Raw genomic sequence first — 20,474 nt, 5'->3', positions numbered from 1 at the left:
GTTATTGTATGGACAGCGGGTTATTCGAGTACCTGTTCGCCCTCGCCAAACGCCTGTTGCAAGGCCACCCCGGCGCCATTGAGGCCCGGATACTCGGCAGTCGCCAGCCACACCGGCAGACCGTCGAAATAGTCGCTCATCACGCCCTTGTCGGCCATCGCCTGACGGAATCCGCTATTGATAAAAAACTCAGTGAAGCGCGGCACCATGCCGCCGGCGATGTACACGCCCCCCAGCGCACCGAGGGTCAGGACGTTATTACCCACCACCCGGCCAAGGAACACACAGAACTGCTCGAGCACTGCAGCCGCCACGGTATCGCCATCCAGGGCGGCGGCAGTCACGGCTGCCGGCGATTTCAGCGGCGCGTCGATGCCGTCCAGTGCGCAACTGGCCTGATAAAGGCGCAGCAGCCCGGCGCCGCTGAGCACGGTTTCGGCGCTGACGTGTTCGTGCTCGGCCATCAGGCGGGTCCACAACAGCGCTTCACGGGCGCTGCCGACCGGCAGGTTGACGTGACCACCCTCCCCGGGCAACGCGGTCCAGTGATTGTCGCCGGTCTTGACCAGCGTGCCGACGCCAAGGCCGGTGCCTGGCCCGATCACCACACGCGGCCGCTGCGGCTTGCCGATGCCATGGCAGACCGTCAGGTAATCCTCACCCAGCCGGGTCATGCCCAGCGCCATGGCCGCGAAATCGTTGACCAGCAACAGGTGCTCGACCTTCAGGTGCTCACAGAATTTCGAACGGCTGAACTGCCAGTTGCTGTTGGTGAACTGGAATTCATCACCGTCCACCGGGCCGGCGACGGCCAGGCAGACATGGCTGACATCACCGCGTTGCAGGTCAAGGTCTTGCAGGTAGAGTTCGATGGCCTGTTCAGGACCTGCATACTCAGCCGTGGCGAACACCCGGATCGAGTGCAGTTGATCGTCTTCCCAAATCGCGAACCGTGCGTTGGTACCGCCAATATCACCTACCAGAGCCAGCTTCACTTGAGTCCCTCCAGGCTTGCAGTAAAGGCGCTGGCCCCCTGCTCGGCGGAGCTGAAGGCCACACGCATGAAACCGAACAACTCACGACCGCAGCCGACACTGCTGTCGATCTGCGTGGTTGCCGGTTGTCTTGCGGCCAATTCTGCCGGTTCGAGCAGAACTTGCAATGTGCCTTTGACACCGTCGACCCGAATCACGTCGCCATCACGCACCAAAGCCAAAGGGCCACCATCATGGGCTTCCGGGCAAACGTGGATGGCCGCCGGAATCTTGCCCGAGGCGCCCGACATACGCCCGTCAGTGACCAGCGCGACCTTGAAGCCGCGATCCTGCAGCACGCCGAGGAACGGGGTCATCTTGTGCAGCTCCGGCATGCCGTTGCTGCGCGGGCCCTGAAACCGCATCACGGCGACGAAATCGCGCTCCAGCTCACCGGCCTTGAACGCATCGGCCAGCGCCTGCTGGTCTTCGAACACCCGGGCCGGCGCCTCGACCACCTGATGTTCAAGGGCCACCGCTGACACTTTCATCACCCCGCGACCGAGATTGCCTTGCATCACCCGCAGGCCGCCCTCTGGCGAGAATGGCCGCGCCACCGGACGCAGGATATTTTCATCGAGGCTTTGCAGCGGCCCCTCGCGCCACACCAGTTTGCCGTCTTCGAGAAACGGCTCGCGGGTGTAACGGCTCAGCCCATGACCGACTACGGTATTGACGTTTTCATGCAGCAGCCCGGCGCCCAGCAGCTCCCGAATCAGGAACGACATGCCACCAGCGGCCTGGAAGTGGTTGATATCAGCTTTGCCATTAGGGTAGACATGGGTCAGGGTCGGGACCACATCCGAAAGGTCGGCCATGTCCTGCCAGGTCAACAGAATCCCCGCCGCCCGGGCGATGGCCGGCATGTGCAGGGTGTGGTTGGTCGAGCCGCCGGTGGCGTGCAGAGCGACGATGGAGTTGATGATCGAACGCTCATCGACGATTTCGCCAAGCGGCATGAAGCTGCCGCTTTGGCGGGTCAGGCGGGTGACCTGTTGCGCGGCTTCATCGGTCAGCGCATCGCGCAACGGCGTGTACGGGTTGACGAACGAGGCACCGGGAAGATGCAGGCCCATCACCTCCATCAGCAACTGGTTGGTATTGGCAGTACCGTAGAAGGTGCAGGTGCCCGGACCATGGTAGGACTTCATTTCCGAGTCCAGCAGTTCTTCACGGCTCGCCTTGCCTTCGGCATAGCGCTGGCGCACGTCGGCCTTTTCCTTGTTGGACAAGCCCGACACCATCGGCCCGCCGGGCACAAAGAGGGTCGGCAGATGGCCGAAGCGCAGCGCGCCCATCATCAGCCCCGGCACGATCTTGTCGCAGATCCCCAGCATCAGGGCGGCATCGAACATGTTGTGCGACAGCGCGACCGCGGTCGACATGGCGATGGTTTCCCGGCTGGCGATGGCCAGTTCCATGCCCGGCTCACCTTGGGTCACACCATCGCACATGGCCGGCACGCCACCGGCGAACTGGCCGACCGAACCGACCTCGCGCAGGGCCTGCTTGATGCGCTGCGGAAAGTGCTCGTAGGGCTGATGCGCCGAGAGCATGTCGTTGTAGGCCGAGATGATCGCTACGTTGGCAGCGTTCATCAGCCGCAGGGTCTGCTTGTCTTCGCTGCCGCAGCCGGCGACGCCATGGGCAAAGTTGGCGCATTGCAGCTTGGCCCGCATGGGTTCGTCGCTGGCCGCCTCGCGGATCAGTTGCAGGTAGCGCTGGCGGGTCGGACGGCTGCGTTCGATCAGCCGTTCGGTGACCTCAAGGATGCGGGGATGCATGTGATGAACTCCAGGCTAAGGTCTATGGTCACCCGTAAAGATTCTGGACAGTCGCAGGTCACCGGTTTGTCAGGCAAGACCGTGACTTGGGTCATGGTGTCGGATCTTCAAGGTTTGTATTTGTAGGTTTAGGAAAATATTGCCACCAAAAAGGCTTGTTTTCTATTTTTATGAGAATAATCTTGTAATTCAAACAACAAATTCCAGAGAGGACGCGTTCATGGCCCTTCGTATCGCAATCAACGGTTTTGGCCGCATCGGTCGTAACATCCTGCGCGCACTGTATACCCAAGGCTATAGGCAAGACTTGCAGGTCGTCGCCATCAACGACTTGGGCAACAGTGAAATGAACGCCCACCTGCTGCGCTTCGATACTGTCCATGGGCCATTTGACGGCACCGTCGAGTGCGATAGCGAAAGCCTGACAGTCAATGGTGACCGGATTGCAGTCAGCGCCATCCGCAACCCGGCAGACCTGCCCTGGAAGGCCCAACAGGTCGATGTGGTGTTCGAATGCACCGGGCTGTTCACCAGCCGCGACAAGGCGGCGGCGCACATCACGGCCGGCGCCAGCAAAGTGATCATCTCGGCCCCGGCCAGCGGCGCCGACGCCACCGTGGTGTATGGCGTCAACCATGACGTGCTGCGCCAGTCGCACCAGATTATTTCCAACGCCTCGTGCACCACCAACTGTCTGGCGCCGGTGGCACAGGTGCTGCACCGCGAACTGGGCATCGAAAGCGGCCTGATGACCACGGTGCATGCCTACACCAATGATCAGAATCTGATCGATGTCTACCATACCGACCCGTACCGTGCGCGTTCGGCCACTCAGTCGATGATCCCGAGCAAGACCGGCGCCGCCGAGGCTGTCGGGCTGGTATTGCCGGAGCTGGCCGGCAAACTGACCGGCATGGCCGTGCGGGTGCCGGTGATCAATGTGTCACTGGTGGACCTGACCGTGCAGCTCAAGCGCGATACCACGGCCGATGAGGTCAATGCGCTGATGAAAGCGGCCAGCCAGAATTCGAAAGTGCTGGGCTATAACCAGTTGCCACTGGTGTCGCACGACTTCAACCATAACCCGCTGTCGTCGATCTTCGACGCCAACCACACCAAGGTCAGTGGTCGACTGCTCAAGGTGCTGGCCTGGTACGACAATGAGTGGGCGTTTTCCAACCGCATGCTGGATAACTGCCTGGCGTTGCATAACGCGTAGGAGCGGCTTTAGCCGCGAAGATCTTCTGTTTTGCGCAAGATCCATTGCCGCGGTTGACTGACCTGCGGGTTTCGCCCCGACGGGCGAGGTCTTTTTGGAATGCGATCTCACAGGCGCCGACAATCGCGACATTTGGTGCTGGCCGAGCGCAGGTGTCGATTCGGGGGAGAAACCGACATGGATGTCGCTGCTCTTGATATGAAGGGCAGGTGCGATGGGCAGGACGCCCATCGCGCCGGCCCCCGAATCGGCACCGGACGGAGGGAAGTCTGCCCGCAGGGCGGACCCAAACCAGGAGCAAGCGGTTTTCCCCTATTTTGCCAAGCACAAAATAGGGTCGCCCGTCGGGGCGAAACCCTCAGTCCAGACAACTGCGGCCACGATCCATGCACCAATCGTAAGGCCTTCGCGGATCAATCTGCCCCAACAAAACCGGTCAGTTGATAATCACCAGCTTGGGCAATTCATGCACGCTTGCGGAGGTCATCTCGGCCAGTGAGCGGACTACATCCAGCGGGTTGTCCAGCCGGTAGTTACCGGTCACATTGACCTGCGCCAGGGCCGGATTGGTGTTGACGATCAGGCCCGGATAATAACGCCGCAACTCATCGAGCACCTGGCCCATCGGGCAGTTGTCGAAAATCAGCCGGCCCTGCACCCAGGCCAGGTCCCGGCCAGGGTCCAGGCGTTGCTGCGGGCCAAGCCCGGCGGCGTTCAGGCTGACGCTATCACCGGCACTCAGGCTAAGCCGCGAACCACCTTTGACCGCATGCACATCCACCGCGCCACGCTGCACCTGCACCCGCGCCTCGCCGTCGAGATAACGCACCGACATCGCACTGCCACGGGTGCTCATCCGCAGCGGCCCGGCCTCGATCTCCAGTGGCATGCCATGGGCATTGGCCACCTCGAAAAACGCCTCGCCCTGATACAGCCGCGCCAGGCGATGCTGCTCATCGAACTGGCTGGAGAACGCCGAACGGGTATTGAGCAGCACCCGCGAGCCATCATCGAGTTCCAGCCGCTGCCGCTCGCCGGCCACGGTCAGATGATCGGCCTGCAAGCGCAGCGGCAGATTGCCGAAATAGCCCACCCCCAGCAGCAACACCGCTGCCGCCGCCATGGGCCGGGTCCAGGCACGCAGGCGCTGCCAGCGCTGCGGGCGCTGGTTAAGCGTCGCGGCGCTCTGGCGCACGACCTGGCTATTCCAGATCGCCTCGGCCTGGGCGAACGCCTCGGCATGCGCAGGATCGGCCCGCAGCCAGGCCTCAAAGCGCGCCTGCTGCCCGGCATCGGCGGCGTCCAGTTCGATCAGCCAGTTCAAGGCCTGATCCATGGCGCTTGCGCCCGACACGTTTTCGCCTGGCGGGCGTTGGGGGGCTACGGTCACGGTGTTCCTCGGCATTTCTTGTAACGGACGTGTTTATCAGGCGTGGTCAAGCCTGGCAATGACTCCGATACAGATCGCCATGATCAGTTTGAGTTCTTTTTGCACGGTGCTTGGCGAGACATCCAGCGTATCGGCAATTTCCTGATAGCTACAGCCATGCAAGCGGCTGAGCACAAAAATCCGCTGCTGGCGCGGGCTCAACCGCCCAAGGCTGGCGCCCAGGCTGTCGAGCAGATGGCGAGCATGGGCAGAGTCTTCGGGTGAGCCGAACTGCGCGGCAATGCTCTCCAGCTCCTGAGTGGGTACATCCTCAACCAGCATGCGCTCGCGCAGGCGTTGCGCGCGCAAATGGTCGAGGGCCAGGTTGCGCGCGGTCTGGTAGACAAAAGGCTCCAGATGATCGATGGGCCGCTCGGTCAGGGCGCGGGTCACCCGCAGCCAGGTTTCCTGTAACAGATCCTCGGCGGTGCTGTGGCTACCGACCATGCGCTGCAGGGTACGCAACAGCACATCGCGCTGGGCCTGGAAGACATCGTTGAAGCGGGACTGGGACACGGCAGGGCTCGACCGATAATCAAGCCGATGATAATGCTTATCATCCACCTTAAGCGTCAAGCGTTTAATGCTGCCCGATATCAGGCCAGCACGGTGCGCGAACGGCCTGATAAATCTGTAGAAATTTACCCAGTTATTTTTACGCGCCCCCTTGGTGCCGTTCGTCTAGTCATAGCCAATGCAACTGATTCGTATTACCCAAGCATCTCCAATGATGCCGACGACACACGCCAGGGAGCCCTTTCATGCCATCCGCCGCACTACCCCGCTCACGTTTCGCGCTGTCCTTGCTCAGCGTGGCCATGCTGAGCGCCGGCCTGCCCGCCATGTCGGTGCTCGCCGCCGAAACCGCACCCGCCAGCCAGCGCAGTGCCGGCCAGTACTCGTTCAATATCGCCCAGCAACCGCTGGTGGCGGCACTCAACGAATTCAGCCGAATCACCGGCTGGCAGGTCGGCGCGCCTTCGGAGCTGACCCGTAACGTCACCACGGCGGGCGTGCAGGGTTCGCTGGCCCCCGAGCAAGCACTGGAGCGCCTGCTGGCCGGTAGCGCGCTGGGCTATCGCACCATCAGCCCGCAGAACGTGGTGCTGCAGCGCCGCGCCAACGGCAGCGTGCTGGCGCTGGATCAGACCACCATCAGTGCCACTCGCCAGTCACAGGACATCAGCACCGTGAGCAGCACGGTCAGCGTGCATACCCGCGAGCAACTGGACCGCCAGAACGTCAATAACATTCGCGACCTGGTGCGCTACGAGCCTGGTGTTTCGGTGGGCGGCGCAGGCCACCGGGCGGGGACCAACGGCTACAACATTCGCGGTATCGATGGCGACCGGATTCTCACCCAGGTCGATGGCGTCGAGGTGCCAGACCGTTTCTTCAGCGGCCCGTACGCCCAGACCCAGCGCAACTACGTCGACCCGGAAATCGTCAAGCGCGTCGAAATTCTCCGCGGCCCGGCTTCGGCCCTGTACGGCAGCAGCGCCATCGGTGGGGTGGTCAGCTATTACACCCTGGATGCCGACGACATCATCAAAGACGGTCGTGACGCCGGCGCGCGCCTGAAGACCGGCTACAGTTCGGCTGACGACAGCTGGCTGACCTCCGCCAGCGTCGCCGGTCGCTACAACGACTTCGATGCGCTGCTGCACGCCAGCCAGCGCAACGGCCATGAGACCGAGTCCTACGGTGGCACCGGCGGCAATGGCCTGGCGCGCACTGAAGCCAACCCGCAAGACGTGCGCTCGACCAACGTGCTGGCCAAGCTGGGCTGGAACTACGCTGATGATGCGCACCTGCAACTGACCTATGAACGCTACAAGGACGACCGCGATACCGACCTGAAAAGCGCAGTGGGCGGGCCGTTCACCAATGGTGCCGGGCTGGGCATGTACCAATCACGGCTGGGCAACGACACCATCACCCGCGAGCGTTTCGGCCTGGAGCATCGCTTTGCGCTGGACAGCCTGCTGGCCGACAACATCAAGTGGAGCCTGAACTACCAGAACGCCAAGACCTCACAGGGTACTGAAGAGCGCTACTTCCCGTTCTCCCGCGATGTCTATCGTTTCCGTGACACCACTTATCAGGAAAAGCAGTGGATCTTCGATGCCCAGGCCGACAAGGCCTTTGCCCTGGCTGAAACCGACCACCTGTTGACCTACGGCACGACCCTCAAGCAACAGAAAGTCACCGGCCTGCGCAGCGGCTACGGCATCTGTGCCCGGGTACTGGGCGCCTGCCGCGCCGTGGGCGCCGAGAGCACCGCCGACCGTCTGGTGCCGACCAGCGATTTCCCGGACCCGACCATTACCAGCTACGCGCTGTTCGCCCAGGACCAGATCAGCTGGAACAACTGGACCTTCACGCCGGGCGTGCGCTACGACCACACCCGCCTGGATCCGAAGCTGACCCCGGAGTTCATCAACTCCCTGAACCTGGCCAGCAACGGGCAGGCCAGCGGCGACGACAAGACCTGGCATCGGGTTTCGCCCAAGTTCGGCGTGACCTACGCGATTGACGAGCAGTACACCTGGTACGGCCAGTACGCCGAAGGCTTCCGCACCCCATCGGCCAAGGCCCTGTTTGGCCGCTTCGACAACCCCAACGCCGGCTACTCGGTCGAACCCAACCCGAATCTGGAGCCGGAAAAGAGCAAGAGCTTCGAGACCGGCCTGCGTGGCCGCTTCGACGCCGGTTCGTTCGATGTCGCAGTGTTCTATAACAAGTACCGCGACTTCATCAACGAGGACGCGCTGAGCCCCGGTTACAACGAGACGACCTTCCAGTCCAGCAACATCCGCCACGCCACCATCAAGGGTGCTGAGTTCAAGGGCCGCCTGGATCTGGGCCACTTCGGCGCGCCGCAGGGCCTGTATACCCAGGCGTCGCTGGCCTGGCTGCAAGGCCGCAACGACGACACTGGCGAGCCGATCAACAGCGTCAACCCGCTGACCGGGGTGTTCGGCCTGGGCTATGACCAGGATAACTACGGCGGGCTGTTGAGCTGGACCCTGGTCAAGCGCAAGAACCGCGTCGATGACAGCAACTTCCACACCCCCGATGGCGTTTCCAGCCAGTTCAAGACCCCGGGCTTCGGCGTGCTGGACCTGACCGGTTACTACAAGGTCACTCAGGACGTGACGCTCAGCGCGGGCCTCTACAACCTGACCGACAAACAGTACTGGCTGTGGGATGACGTGCGCGGCTACGACGGCGTCGGTGAAGCCGGGGTGACGGCCCCCGCCAACCTCGACCGGTTGACCCAGCCGGGGCGCAACTTCAGCGTCAATCTGGTGTGGGACATCTGACTGCCAGTGGCTGGCTGAACAAATGCCGCACGCTGTGCGGCATTTTTTTACGTGGCGCAAGCGGCCCACTCGTCTATTCAACAAGCCCTGAAATTTCTCGCAAGGAAGATTCGATGACCACCGATACCCCGAGCCGCGAGCTTCGCTCACAACGCCTGAACAAGATCACCCACGCACCACACGAGAAGCTCGATCACGCGGTCAAGGCCCATGCGCCGTTTGCCACCCTGAGCAGCTACACACGCTTCGTGGTTGCCCAGTATCTGTTCCAGAGCGAACTGCAAGCGCTGTACCGCGACCCGCAACTGATCGCCCTGATTCCGGACCTGGCCCAGCGTTGCCGCGCCGAACAGGCCGCCGCCGACCTGCAAGACCTCAATACCGAACTGCCGGCCGGCGTCGCGGGTGCGGTACAGCAACCCGGCGTTGCCCAGGCGCTGGGCTGGCTGTTCGTCTCGGAAGGTTCCAAGCTCGGTGCGGCGTTTCTGATCAAGCGCGCTGAAGCGCTGAACCTCAGCCATCAATTCGGCGCGCGTCACCTGGGCGAGCCCGAGGGCGGTCGTGCCGCCGGCTGGAAAGCCTTTACCCGGATTCTCGACGAGCTGCCCCTGAGCGCCAGCCAGGAAGCCGAACTCGACCAGGGCGCCCTGGCGGCGTTCGAGCGTTTTGGTGTGCTGCTGGAGCACGCCTACGCCGGCTCTGCGGCCCCTCAGGCTGACGTGGCTCAGGCATGACAGCAGGGGCAAGCCTTGGCGGGGCTGCTGCGCTTGCAACAACGCGGTTTGCGTTGCACCCGGCACAGCCCCTAAGCTGGCCGGGCTTTTGAACTCGCCGATCATGACCATGACCTACAAACCGCCCGGCTCCAGACTTTCACGCCTGCTTTACGGCCTGCTGGCTTACACCAGCTTGGCGATAGGCATCATTGCCATTTTCGTTCCCGGCCTGCCGACCACCGAGTTCATTCTGTTGGCCGCCTGGGCAGCCACCCGCAGTTCACCACGCCTCAATGCGTGGCTTGAGAATCACCGGCTGTTCGGGCCAATGCTGTACAACTGGCGCAATGGCCGGATGGTCTCGCGCGGCAGCAAGATCAGCGCGACGATCAGCATGCTGGCCTGCGCCATTTTGATGCTGAGCCTGTTCACCCACGTGTGGTGGCTGTATCTGGCAATCGCCGGCATGGCCATGGGCAACCTGTGGCTGTGGTCACGCCCGGAACCTGCCAGCAAGCCACCATTGACCCACGACAAGCGCTGAACCCGGATAGTCCGGTAGTGTCTATCCGGACACATTCATCTGCTTTGTGGGGAACGCCAGCATGTTCGAACCCGGCCATCTGCATCTCAGTCACAGCGCACTGCAAAAAACCGATCACAGCTTTGATATCCATCTGCGCTATCAACGCGTCGAAGACCCGGCGCTGGGCACCTGCATGAGTTTCGAGATGCAGGGCGAAATCGACGGCAAGCCGTTCAGCGAAACCTTCCAGCTGCCTCGCGACCTGGCCTTCAACTTTGCCCAGAACGCCAGCCGCATCGCCATCCGCCACGGCCTGCCCAACCCGGCCGGGCTGCCAATATCGCAACATCAGGACTACGACCGGATGTTCGAGGATATTCGCGCCCAATTGCATGCCCAACCCGGCGAGCCGGTCAAACCGGAACATCTGGAGTAGCCAGCCGACACCCGGTTGACCGGACAGCAACCGTACAGGACGTGCTGGCGATCACAAGGCATACTGGCGACCTCTTGAGCCTCCATGCCTGTTCATCATGCGCATCCATGTCTGCTTCATTGACCGTGTCGGTATCACCCAGGAAGTTCTGGCGATCCTCGGCAGCCGCAATCTGAACCTCGATGCCGTGGAAATGGTGCCGCCGAACGTCTATATCGACGCGCCGACGCTCAGCCCGAAGATGCTTGAAGACCTCAAGGACGCGCTGTTTCGGGTGCGCGGCGTCGAAGCCATTACCGTGGTCGACATACTGCCCGGCCAGCGTCGCCACCTACAGCTCGATGCGTTGCTGGCCGCCATGACCGACCCGGTGCTGGCACTGGACAGCGAGGGCCTGGTATTGCTGGCCAACCCGGCGCTGGTGGCGCTGATCGGTCGCGAGCCGGTGGGTGAGCCGGTGGGCACACTGCTCAACGACCCCGACCTGCAAGCCAGCCTGCGCGACAACGGCTTTCGGCTGCCCATGCGCGAAATCACGTTGGGCGGTGAAGCGCTGCTGCTGGAAACCACCCCTATCACCGAAGCCGGTGGCCTGCTCACCCTCTACCCGCCCAGCCGTATCGGCGAACGCCTGTCGGCCCTGCACCACGACCACGCTGAAGGCTTCGACGCGCTGCTCGGTGATTCTGCGCCCATCCGCACCCTCAAGGGCCGCGCCCAGCGTGTCGCAACCCTGGATGCACCACTGCTGATTCGCGGCGAAACAGGCACCGGCAAAGAACTGGTGGCCCGCGCCTCCCATGCCAGCAGCGCCCGGCATGGCGAGCCGTTTCTGGCATTGAACTGCGCCGCATTGCCTGAGAGCCTGGCCGAGAGCGAGCTGTTCGGCTACGCGCCGGGTGCATTTACCGGCGCCCAGCGCGGCGGCAAGCCGGGGCTGATGGAACTGGCCAACCGTGGCACGGTGTTTCTTGACGAGATCGGCGAGATGTCGCCCTATCTGCAAGCCAAACTGCTGCGTTTTCTCAGCGATGGCAGCTTTCGCCGGGTGGGCGGCGACCGGGAAATCAAAGTCGATGTACGCATCATCAGCGCCACCCACCGCGACCTCGAAAAGATGGTCGCCGAAGGCAGCTTTCGTGAAGACCTGTTCTATCGCCTGAACGTCCTCAACCTGCACGTGCCGCCGCTGCGCGAGCGCGGCCAGGACATTGTGCTGCTGGGGCGCTTTTTCATGCAGCAGGCCTGCACTCAGATCCAGCGCCCGCTCTGCCGCCTGACTGGCGAGGCGCAAAGCGCATTGCTTGGCTACCGCTGGCCGGGCAATGTGCGGCAATTGCAGAACGTCATCTTCCGCGCCGCCGCCGTCAGTGAAAGCTGCCAGGTGGAACTGGCCGATCTGGATATCGCCGCGACCGCAGTCGCCGGCCAGCCCGTCGAGACCGTCGGCAGCCTGGAACAGGCAGTCGACGGGTTCGAAAGGGACCTGCTGTTGCGCCTGTACGCTGACTACCCCTCGACGCGCCAACTCGCCAGCCGCCTGGGCACTTCCCACACCGCAATTGCCCACCGCCTGCGCAAGTACGGCATTGGTCAACAGACGATACGCACCTAGTCGTATCGAAATCAATACACCGTAACGATTTAAATACAGAGCCACCCTGAGCACCCATCTGCAAGGCCGGCAGCCGTTGCCTGCGACGCCTGCCAGCAACCTCGTATCGAAATCGTTACAGAGCAATAACCCAATTTCCTCAAAAAAACCATCAAGCCTTTGATTTATATACAAAAAATTTAATTGGTCAGAAACTTGCTAGATGAGCGACATAGGGCATGCCCATGCAGCATGCCGTCGCCCCCCCCAGGAGTTTTTATGAGCGAGTTGCGATTCACCGTTGAACACGAATGGCTGAGAACCGAAGCCGATGGCAGCATCACAGTCGGTATCACGCCTTATGCCCAGAATTCGCTCGGTGACGTGGTCTTTGTGCAACTTCCCGAATTACAGACCTACACTCAACACGCCGAAGTGTCGGTGGTGGAGTCGGTCAAGGCCGCCAGCAGCCTGTACATGCCCCTCGATGGCGAAGTGGTCGAGGTCAACCAGGCGCTTAGCGAGACCCCTGAGCAGGTCAACGAGGACGCTCTGGGTGCCGGATGGTTCTTCCGCTTTGTGCCGGCCGACGCCAGCGCCATCCATACTTTGCTCGATCAGGACGCGTACGACCGCCTGATCCAAGCCAACGCCGAAGCCTGAGGAGCACGTCATGAGTGATCGCATCGAGCTCAGCACCAACAACGAATTCATCGACCGGCACATCGGCCCGCGTGCAGCGGACGAGGCGGCCATGCTGCAGACGCTGGGCTACGACTCGCTGGAAGCACTGACTGCCAGCGTGATTCCGGAGAGCATCAAGGGCAGCAGCGTGCTGAACCTGCCGGCCGGGCAAAGCGAAGCTGACGCACTGGCGTCGCTCAAAGCCATTGCCGGGCAGAACCAACTGTTCAAGACCTACATCGGCCAGGGCTACTACAACACCCATACACCAGCACCAATCCTGCGCAACCTGCTGGAAAACCCGGCCTGGTACACTGCCTATACCCCCTACCAGCCAGAAATTTCCCAAGGCCGCCTGGAAGCGCTGCTGAATTTCCAGACCCTGATCAGCGACCTGACCGGCCTGCCAATCGCCAACGCCTCCTTGCTTGATGAAGCCACTGCCGCTGCCGAAGCCATGACCTTCTGCAAGCGCTTGAGCAAGAACAAGGGCAGCCAGCAATTCTTTGCCTCCATCCATTGCCACCCGCAGACCCTCGACGTGCTGCGCACCCGTGCCGAGCCGCTAGGCATCACCGTGGTGGTGGCTGACGAAGCCGAGTTGGGCGATGTCAGCGATTACTTCGGCGCCTTGCTGCAATACCCGGCCAGCAATGGTGATGTGTTCGACTACAGCGAGTTGATCGCACGCTTGCACAGCGCCAATGCGCTGGTGGCCGTGGCTGCCGACCTGCTGGCGCTGACCCTGCTGACCCCGCCCGGCGAGTTCGGCGCCGACGTGGCGATCGGCACCGCCCAACGCTTCGGCGTGCCGCTGGGCTTCGGCGGCCCGCATGCGGCGTACTTCTCGACCCGTGATGCGTTCAAGCGCGACATGCCCGGCCGTCTGGTCGGCGTCTCGGTCGATCGCCACGGCCAGCAAGCCCTGCGCCTGGCCATGCAGACCCGCGAGCAACATATCCGCCGCGAGAAAGCCACCAGCAACATCTGCACCGCGCAGGTGCTGCTGGCCAATATCGCCAGCATGTATGCCGTCTACCATGGCCCGCGCGGCCTGACCCGCATCGCCAACCGCGTGCACCGCCTGACCGCGATTTTCGCCGCCGGCCTGAACCCGCTGGGCCTGAAAGCCGAGCAGGAGTTCTTCTTCGACACCCTGACCCTCGCCACCGGCGCACGCACCGCTGAACTGCATGGCCGCGCCCGCAGCCACAACGTCAACCTGCGCGAGGTCGACAGCACGCATCTGGGCCTGTCGTTCGACGAAACCACCTCCCCGGACGACATCAAAGCCCTGTGGGCGCTGCTGGCCACTGACGGACAGGCGCTGCCGGACTTTGACAGCCTGGCAGCCAGCGCCACCTCGCGTCTGCCCCACGGCCTGCTGCGTCAGTCGGCGATTCTCGATCACCCGGTGTTCAACCGTTACCACTCCGAAACCGAGCTGATGCGCTACCTGCGCAAACTGGCCGACAAGGACCTGGCGCTGGACCGCAGCATGATCCCGCTGGGTTCGTGCACCATGAAGCTCAACGCCGCCAGCGAAATGATCCCGGTGACCTGGGCCGAATTCGGCAACCTGCACCCGTTCGCCCCGGCCGAACAAAGCGCCGGTTACCAACTGATGACCGACGAACTGCAGGCCATGCTCTGCGCGGCCACCGGTTATGACGCGGTATCGCTGCAGCCCAACGCCGGCTCGCAGGGCGAATACGCCGGCCTGCTGGCGATCCGTGCCTATCACCAGAGCCGTGGTGACCAGGACCGTGACGTATGCCTGATCCCGTCCTCTGCCCACGGCACCAACCCGGCCACCGCCCAGATGGCCGGCATGCGCGTGGTGGTGACCGCCTGCGATGCACGCGGCAACGTCGATATCGAAGACCTGCGCGCCAAGGCTGTTGAGCACCGCGACAAACTCGCTGCGCTGATGATCACCTACCCGTCGACCCACGGTGTGTTTGAGGAAGGCATTCGCGAAATCTGCGCCATCGTGCATGACAACGGCGGCCAGGTGTACATCGACGGCGCCAACATGAACGCCATGGTCGGCCTCTGCGCACCGGGCAAGTTCGGCGGTGACGTGTCGCACCTGAACCTGCACAAGACCTTCTGCATTCCCCATGGCGGCGGCGGCCCGGGCGTCGGCCCGATCGGCGTCAAAGCGCATCTGGCGCCGTTCCTGCCGGGGCACCGTCATCTGGAACAGCAACAGGGCGCGGTATGCGCCGCACCGTTCGGCAGCGCCAGCATCCTGCCGATCACCTGGATGTACATCCGCATGATGGGCGGCGAAGGCCTCAAGCGCGCCTCGCAGATGGCCATTCTCAATGCCAACTACATTGCCCGGCGCCTGGAAGAGCACTATCCGGTGCTGTACACCGGCAGCAACGGCCTGGTCGCCCACGAGTGCATTCTTGACCTGCGGCCGCTCAAGGACAGCAGCGGCATCACCGTCGACGATGTGGCCAAGCGCCTGATCGATTTTGGCTTCCACGCACCGACCATGTCGTTCCCGGTGGCCGGCACGCTGATGATCGAACCGACTGAAAGCGAAGCCAAGGAAGAACTCGACCGGTTCTGCACAGCGATGATCGCCATCCGTGAAGAAATCCGTGCGGTGGAAAACGGCAGCCTGGACAAAGACGATAACCCGCTGAAAAACGCGCCGCATACCGCTGCCGAACTGACCGGCCAATGGGATCACCCTTACAGCCGCGAACAGGCGGTCTACCCGGTGGCTTCGCTGGTCGACGGCAAGTACTGGCCACCGGTCGGGCGGGTCGACAACGTCTACGGCGACCGCAACCTGGTCTGCTCCTGCCCGTCCATCGAGAGCTATCAGCAAGCCTGATCGTCTCGTTCACTTGCTTCTCTGGCAGGCCTGCCCCGGTTTTCCGGGACAGGCCCGCACATTCGCATTCAGGAATCGACCATGTCTGATCAACCGCTGCTGACCACCCCGCTGCACAGCCTGCACCGCGAACTGGGCGCCAGGATGGTGCCATTCGCCGGTTATGAAATGCCGGTGCAATACCCGCTCGGCGTCATGAAAGAACACCTGCACACTCGCGCCCAGGCCGGCCTGTTCGATGTCTCGCACATGGGCCAGATCCTGCTCACCGGCAGAGACGCTGCCCGCGCGCTGGAAAGCCTGGTGCCGGTGGACATCATCGATCTGCCGCAGGGCATGCAGCGCTATGCGCTGTTCACCAATGAACACGGCGGGATTCTCGACGATCTGATGGTTGCCCGGCTCAGCCCAGAGCAATTGCTGCTGGTGGTCAACGCCGCTTGCAAACAGCAGGACCTGGCGCACTTGCGTCAGCACCTGAGCGGCCAGTGCCAGATCGAAGAGCTGTTTGAGCAACGTGCCCTGCTTGCCCTGCAAGGCCCGCAAGCCGCCACAGTACTGGCACGCCTGGCCCCGCAAGTTGCCAGCATGACCTTCATGCAGTTTGCCAGCGTGACGATTCTGGGCAGCGACTGCTATGTCAGCCGTTCGGGCTACACCGGCGAAGACGGTTACGAGATTTCAGTGCCTGCCAGCGCCGCCGAAGCGTTGGCCCGGCGCCTGCTGGCCGAACCGGAAGTCGAGGCCATCGGCCTCGGTGCACGGGATTCACTGCGCCTGGAAGCCGGCCTGTGCCTGTATGGCCATGACATGAATAGTGACACTTCTCCCGTGGAAGCCAGCCTGCTATGGGCGATTTCCAAGGCCCGTCGCGCCGGCGCCGAACGTGCCGGAGGCTTTCCGGGGGCCGAGCGCATCTTCGCCCAACAGCAGGAAGGCGTGAGCCGCAAGCGCGTCGGTTTGTTGCCGCAGGAGCGCACTCCCGTGCGCGAAGGCACGCAAATCGTCGACGATCAGGGACGAGAAATCGGCCAGGTCAGCAGTGGTGGCTTCGGTCCAAGCCTGGGCGGGCCGCTGGCGATGGGCTATCTGGACAGCGCCTTCAGCGCTCTTGATACCCCGGTCTGGGCGCTGGTCCGTGGCAAGCAGGTGCCGATGAAAGTGGCAAAAATGCCTTTTGTTGCGCAACGTTACTTCCGCGGCTAAGCGCAGCGCCAAAAAACCAGCTGCATGCCTGCAGTCGTCACAGCTTTGTCGATGATCTTTCATGGTTCTGCAATAACATCGAATGGTCTGTTTTGTGCACCGCCCAAGTGCACAAAGCAGGCCAGATATGCGACTTGCCCCAAGCCGGTGAATTTTCTTTGGGTGCTGCTCAAGCCCTTTAAAATCCGGGGCTTCGCGGGGGCTTGTTTTTGTAACGAGAGTTGGCGTAGAGTGCCCTGACTGTGTTTGCATAGGTCGCTGAATCTGGACCTGGGCAGTAGCTCAAAGCTTTGCTACACCCGTTCTACGTTTCTTACTTCCTGCAACCAGCCCCAGTACTTTTTTGGCATTTCCGGCCGAAAGAGGCTGTCATTAATTCAAGCGTCAAGGAAATAAGAAAATGTCCCAACGTCAGAGCGGCACCGTTAAGTGGTTCAACGACGAGAAAGGTTTTGGTTTTATCACTCCTGAGAGCGGTCCGGATCTGTTCGTGCATTTCCGCGCGATTCAGGGCAACGGCTTCAAGAGCCTGAAAGAAGGCCAGAAAGTGACCTTCATCGCCGTGCAAGGCCAGAAAGGCATGCAGGCTGACGAAGTGATCGCAGAAGCCTAAGCAACTGCCTGATCGCCAAAAGCCCCTGGTATTGACTTACCAGGGGCTTTTTTATAGGCCGACCCCGCTACCATAAGTGCCTCTTCGTCAACGAGGCCTTGCCATGTCTACCCACCTGCTCAAGCCTGAAGGCCCCTTCCCGCCCGCTGGCCTGTTACGCCGCCTCGCGGCGATCAGTTATGACTTGCTGCTGTGCCTGGCCGTGCAAATCGTCACTGCCTTTATCTACAAGTTGATCTGGATGGCTTTTGTCGGTGAAGCGCGCTTGCGTGAGCTGACCGAGTCCGGGGCAATGGATGGCGACCCTGTGCTGTCTTCGCTGCTGTTGCTGGTGACCTTTGCGTTCTTTGCCAAGTTCTGGACCCATGCGGGCCAGACGCTGGGCATGCAAGCGTGGGGGGTGCGTGTGCAGAATGCCGATGGCAGCGCGATCAGTCTGACCCAGGCGCTGCTGCGCTTCATGGTGGCAATTGCCTCAGGGTTGTGTCTTGGGGCGGGGTTTGTGTGGGCGCTGTATGACAAGCAGGGGCGGACCTGGCATGACATCTATTCGAACAGTCAGTTGGTGAGATTGCCCAAGCGTACGGCTGGGTGATGTTCGGGTCGTTTGACAGCACTGGCGCAGGTGTTTTCGCCCGCCCTGCTTCGCCCTGGCGGGCGACAGGTTTGGCGTCGCCGCAGCCCAGTCAACTGCGGCAACGCCCTTTAACGTCAGCTACAGGCCAGCCAGATTCAGCGGTGATCCTGCACAGCAGCCGCCAGCAGAGCCGGCCTCCCACAAAAGGGCGTGCACTGACTGTTCAGATCAACCCGCCCTACGCAGCAGCCACACCCCGGCCAAGGCACAAATCGCCGCCGGGACCAGCACCGCAAACAACGGCGAGAAGCCAAACACCAGGCTCGACGGGCCGAGCAAATCCTGGGCGATGCGGAATACAAAGCCCACCAGCACACCAGTGAATACCCGCTGCCCAAGGGTCACCGAGCGCAACGGGCCGAAGATGAATGAAATCGCCATCAGCACCAGCGCCACAGTGACCGCCGGTTGCAGCACCTTGGTCCAGAACGCCAGCCAGTAACGGCCGTTGTTGAGCCCCTGCTCAGCCAGATAATGCGCGTAGCTCCACAGCCCGGTGATCGACAGCGACTCCGGCGGCATGATCACCGTGCTGAGCAGTTGCGGGCTGAGGGAAACATCCCAGCGCTCATTCGGGGTCTTGATCACTTCGGTGTGTCCTTCACGGAAATGCGTGGTGCTGATGTCGCTCAGCTCCCAGTAATTCTCGTGATAGCTGGCCTGGCGGGCGAAGCTGGCGCTCAGCATATGGCGCTGATCGTCGAAGCGATAACGGGTCACCCCGTACATCAAGCCATTGGGCTGGACGCTGTTGATGTGAATGAACTCATCACCCTGGCGGTGCCACAGGCCATGCTTGGCGCTCTGCGAGTTACCGGTGCCCTGTGCCAGCGAGCGGTCGGCCTGGGCCTTGCTCTCGGCGTAGGGCGCCACATATTCGCCAACCAATACGCCGACCAGCATCAGCGCCAGCATCGGCTTCATGACCGCCCAGACGATACGTCCGATGGACACACCGGCAGCGCGCATGATGGTCAGCTCGCTGCTGCTGGCCAGGGTACCCAGGCCGATCAGGCAACCGATCAGCGCCGCCATTGGCAGCATTTCATAGACCCGGCGCGGCGCAGTGAACAGCACGAACGAGCCGGCATCGAGCAGCGTGTAATTGTCGCCCAGGTCGCCCATTTCGTCGATGAAAGCGAACAGCGAGGCCAGCCCCAGGATAATGCCCAGTACGGCAAGGATCGCCATGAAGACGCTCTTGCCGATGTAACGATCGAGCTTAACCATGAGCCACCTCCCCGGCCGTGCGGCGGGCGGCCAGTTTCAGGCGTAACGGCTCCCAGTACATCAGCCCCACGCCGATCGCCAGAAACAGGGCGTGAACCCACCACATGCCCAGCGCCATGGGCAGCTTGCCCTTTTCAAGGGCGCCGCGAACGGCGATGAGTATCGTCAGGTAAGCCATGTACAGAAGAATCGCCGGCAAGAGTTTCAGGTAACGGCCCTGGCGCGGGTTGACCCGCGCCAGCGGCACCGCCATCAGGGTCACGATGAACACCAGGATCGGCAGCGAGATGCGCCAGTGCAGTTCGGCCTGGTAGCGCGGCGTGTCGTTGCCGAACAGCTCGCTGCTCGGGATCGCATCGCGTTCGGTGACTTCGGCACTGATTTCAGGCTTGGGCAGCATCGCACCATAGGTGTCGTACTGAATGGCCCGGTAATTGGCCTCGCCAGGGTTGCCGTCGTAGCGGTAGCCGTTCTCCAGCACCAGGAAGCGACTGCCGTCCGGGCGCACTTCCTGACGGCCCTTCTCGGCAACCAGTACGGTAATGCCCCGTTCCTCGCTCTTGTCGTCGGACATCCGCCGCTCGGAGATGAACACACCGCCCAACTGGGTACGGTCTTCGGACAGCTCTTGGGTATAGGTGATGCGGGTGCCGTCGCGCAGGGCTTGGAAGCGGCCCGGCACCAGTGTGTCGAACTCGGTCAGGGCGTCCTGCTTGTTGATCAGCACGGCAAATTGCGAGGCACCCTGCGGTGCCAGGCTGAAGCTCAGCCAGGCCACCAGCAGCGCGACCAGCGTCGCCGGGCCCAGGGTAATCGCCAGCAGGCGTTGCTGGCTCATGCCGGTGGCCGCCAGCACGGTCATTTCGCTTTCCAGATACAGGCGCCCGTAGGCCAGCAGGATGCCCAGAAACAGGCCCAGCGGCAGAATCAACTGCAGAAACCCCGGCAGGCGAAAGCCCATGATCATGAACAGCACGCCAGGGTCCAGTGCGCCGGAGGCAGCCTGGGCCAGGTACTTGATGAAGCGCCCGCTCATGATAATCACCAGCAGCACGGCGCTGACGGCGCTCAGCGTAACCAGCACTTCACGGGACAGATAACGAAAGACGATCAAACCAGACACTCCAGATTTGCCAGGCAGCGGCGGCCAGACAAGGAAAAAGACGAGCCACGGTAAAGGAATCAT

Annotated in this window: 16 protein-coding genes and 1 pseudogene; 11 read left to right on the top strand and 6 right to left on the bottom strand. The window is 62.2% G+C overall.

Going from position 1 to position 20,474, the window contains the following annotated elements:
- Positions 1–20 precede the first annotated feature (20 nt).
- Both NRB16_RS09620 and edd read right to left on the bottom strand, forming a co-directional pair.
- Complete coding sequence (locus tag NRB16_RS09620; RefSeq protein WP_045482855.1) at positions 21–995, bottom strand: glucokinase; 975 nt, start codon at positions 993–995, stop codon at positions 21–23.
- Positions 992–2,818 (bottom strand): phosphogluconate dehydratase, encoded by a 1,827-nt coding sequence (gene edd, locus NRB16_RS09615; RefSeq protein ID WP_045482858.1) that lies wholly within the window; start codon positions 2,816–2,818, stop codon positions 992–994. The genes NRB16_RS09620 and edd overlap by 4 nt, the downstream gene beginning before the upstream one ends.
- A 220-nt stretch (positions 2,819–3,038) precedes the next feature.
- On the opposite strand from edd, the gene gap reads away from it, so the two are divergent.
- A complete protein-coding gene (gene gap / locus NRB16_RS09610; protein ID WP_253111813.1) occupies positions 3,039–4,037 on the top strand; it encodes a type I glyceraldehyde-3-phosphate dehydrogenase in 999 nt (332 codons plus the stop codon).
- A 436-nt stretch (positions 4,038–4,473) separates the two neighbouring features.
- Here the strand turns inward: gap and NRB16_RS09605 are convergent, their stop codons facing one another.
- Together NRB16_RS09605 and NRB16_RS09600 are read right to left on the bottom strand one after the other, a co-directional pair.
- Positions 4,474–5,427: a FecR domain-containing protein gene (locus tag NRB16_RS09605; protein ID WP_373568448.1), complete on the bottom strand. Its 954-nt coding sequence runs from the start codon at positions 5,425–5,427 to the stop codon at positions 4,474–4,476.
- 36 nt (positions 5,428–5,463) lie between these two features.
- Positions 5,464–5,982 (bottom strand): sigma-70 family RNA polymerase sigma factor, encoded by a 519-nt coding sequence (locus tag NRB16_RS09600; protein ID WP_257106036.1) that lies wholly within the window; start codon positions 5,980–5,982, stop codon positions 5,464–5,466.
- Positions 5,983–6,227: 245 nt separating this feature from the next.
- Here NRB16_RS09600 and NRB16_RS09595 point away from each other — a divergent pair, with 245 nt between their 5' ends.
- From NRB16_RS09595 to NRB16_RS09550, 10 genes and pseudogenes are all read left to right on the top strand, one after another.
- Positions 6,228–8,792, top strand: a complete 2,565-nt coding sequence (locus tag NRB16_RS09595) for a TonB-dependent receptor (RefSeq protein ID WP_257106035.1) — start codon at positions 6,228–6,230, stop codon at positions 8,790–8,792.
- A 113-nt stretch (positions 8,793–8,905) separates the two neighbouring features.
- Positions 8,906–9,526, top strand: coding sequence for a biliverdin-producing heme oxygenase (locus NRB16_RS09590; protein WP_253111811.1), 621 nt, complete (start codon positions 8,906–8,908; stop codon positions 9,524–9,526).
- 53 nt (positions 9,527–9,579) lie between these two features.
- A pseudogene (locus tag NRB16_RS09585) lies at positions 9,580–10,052 on the top strand (YbaN family protein).
- 61 nt (positions 10,053–10,113) lie between these two features.
- Positions 10,114–10,470 carry a DUF5064 family protein gene (locus NRB16_RS09580; RefSeq protein ID WP_045482878.1) on the top strand — a complete coding sequence of 119 codons (357 nt, stop codon included), beginning with the start codon at positions 10,114–10,116 and terminating at the stop codon, positions 10,468–10,470.
- A 97-nt stretch (positions 10,471–10,567) separates the two neighbouring features.
- Complete coding sequence (locus NRB16_RS09575; protein WP_257106034.1) at positions 10,568–12,085, top strand: sigma-54-dependent transcriptional regulator; 1,518 nt, start codon at positions 10,568–10,570, stop codon at positions 12,083–12,085.
- A 258-nt stretch (positions 12,086–12,343) separates the two neighbouring features.
- Positions 12,344–12,727, top strand: a complete 384-nt coding sequence (gene gcvH / locus NRB16_RS09570) for a glycine cleavage system protein GcvH (protein ID WP_045482884.1) — start codon at positions 12,344–12,346, stop codon at positions 12,725–12,727.
- A 10-nt stretch (positions 12,728–12,737) separates the two neighbouring features.
- A complete protein-coding gene (gene gcvP / locus NRB16_RS09565; RefSeq protein WP_257106033.1) occupies positions 12,738–15,602 on the top strand; it encodes an aminomethyl-transferring glycine dehydrogenase in 2,865 nt (954 codons plus the stop codon).
- Positions 15,603–15,683: 81 nt separating this feature from the next.
- Positions 15,684–16,808, top strand: coding sequence for a glycine cleavage system aminomethyltransferase GcvT (gene gcvT, locus NRB16_RS09560; protein WP_257106032.1), 1,125 nt, complete (start codon positions 15,684–15,686; stop codon positions 16,806–16,808).
- A gap of 400 nt (positions 16,809–17,208) precedes the next feature.
- Positions 17,209–17,421: a cold-shock protein gene (locus tag NRB16_RS09555; RefSeq protein ID WP_010220199.1), complete on the top strand. Its 213-nt coding sequence runs from the start codon at positions 17,209–17,211 to the stop codon at positions 17,419–17,421.
- 103 nt (positions 17,422–17,524) lie between these two features.
- Positions 17,525–18,016, top strand: a complete 492-nt coding sequence (locus NRB16_RS09550; RefSeq protein ID WP_257106031.1) for an RDD family protein — start codon at positions 17,525–17,527, stop codon at positions 18,014–18,016.
- Between the two features lie 210 nt (positions 18,017–18,226).
- Here the strand turns inward: NRB16_RS09550 and lptG are convergent, their stop codons facing one another.
- Together lptG and lptF are read right to left on the bottom strand one after the other, a co-directional pair.
- Positions 18,227–19,288 (bottom strand): LPS export ABC transporter permease LptG, encoded by a 1,062-nt coding sequence (gene lptG, locus NRB16_RS09545; RefSeq protein WP_045482893.1) that lies wholly within the window; start codon positions 19,286–19,288, stop codon positions 18,227–18,229.
- Positions 19,281–20,402: an LPS export ABC transporter permease LptF gene (lptF, locus tag NRB16_RS09540; protein ID WP_253111805.1), complete on the bottom strand. Its 1,122-nt coding sequence runs from the start codon at positions 20,400–20,402 to the stop codon at positions 19,281–19,283. The genes lptG and lptF overlap by 8 nt, the downstream gene beginning before the upstream one ends.
- Between the last annotated feature and the right edge of the window lie 72 nt (positions 20,403–20,474).

Origin of the sequence: Pseudomonas sp. LJDD11, from assembly GCF_024584215.1 — a bacterium.
In the GTDB taxonomy this organism is placed as follows: Bacteria; Pseudomonadota; Gammaproteobacteria; order Pseudomonadales; family Pseudomonadaceae; genus Aquipseudomonas.
Note: the sequence above shows the minus strand (reverse complement) of the source record. Positions and strands in the feature narration are given on the sequence as shown.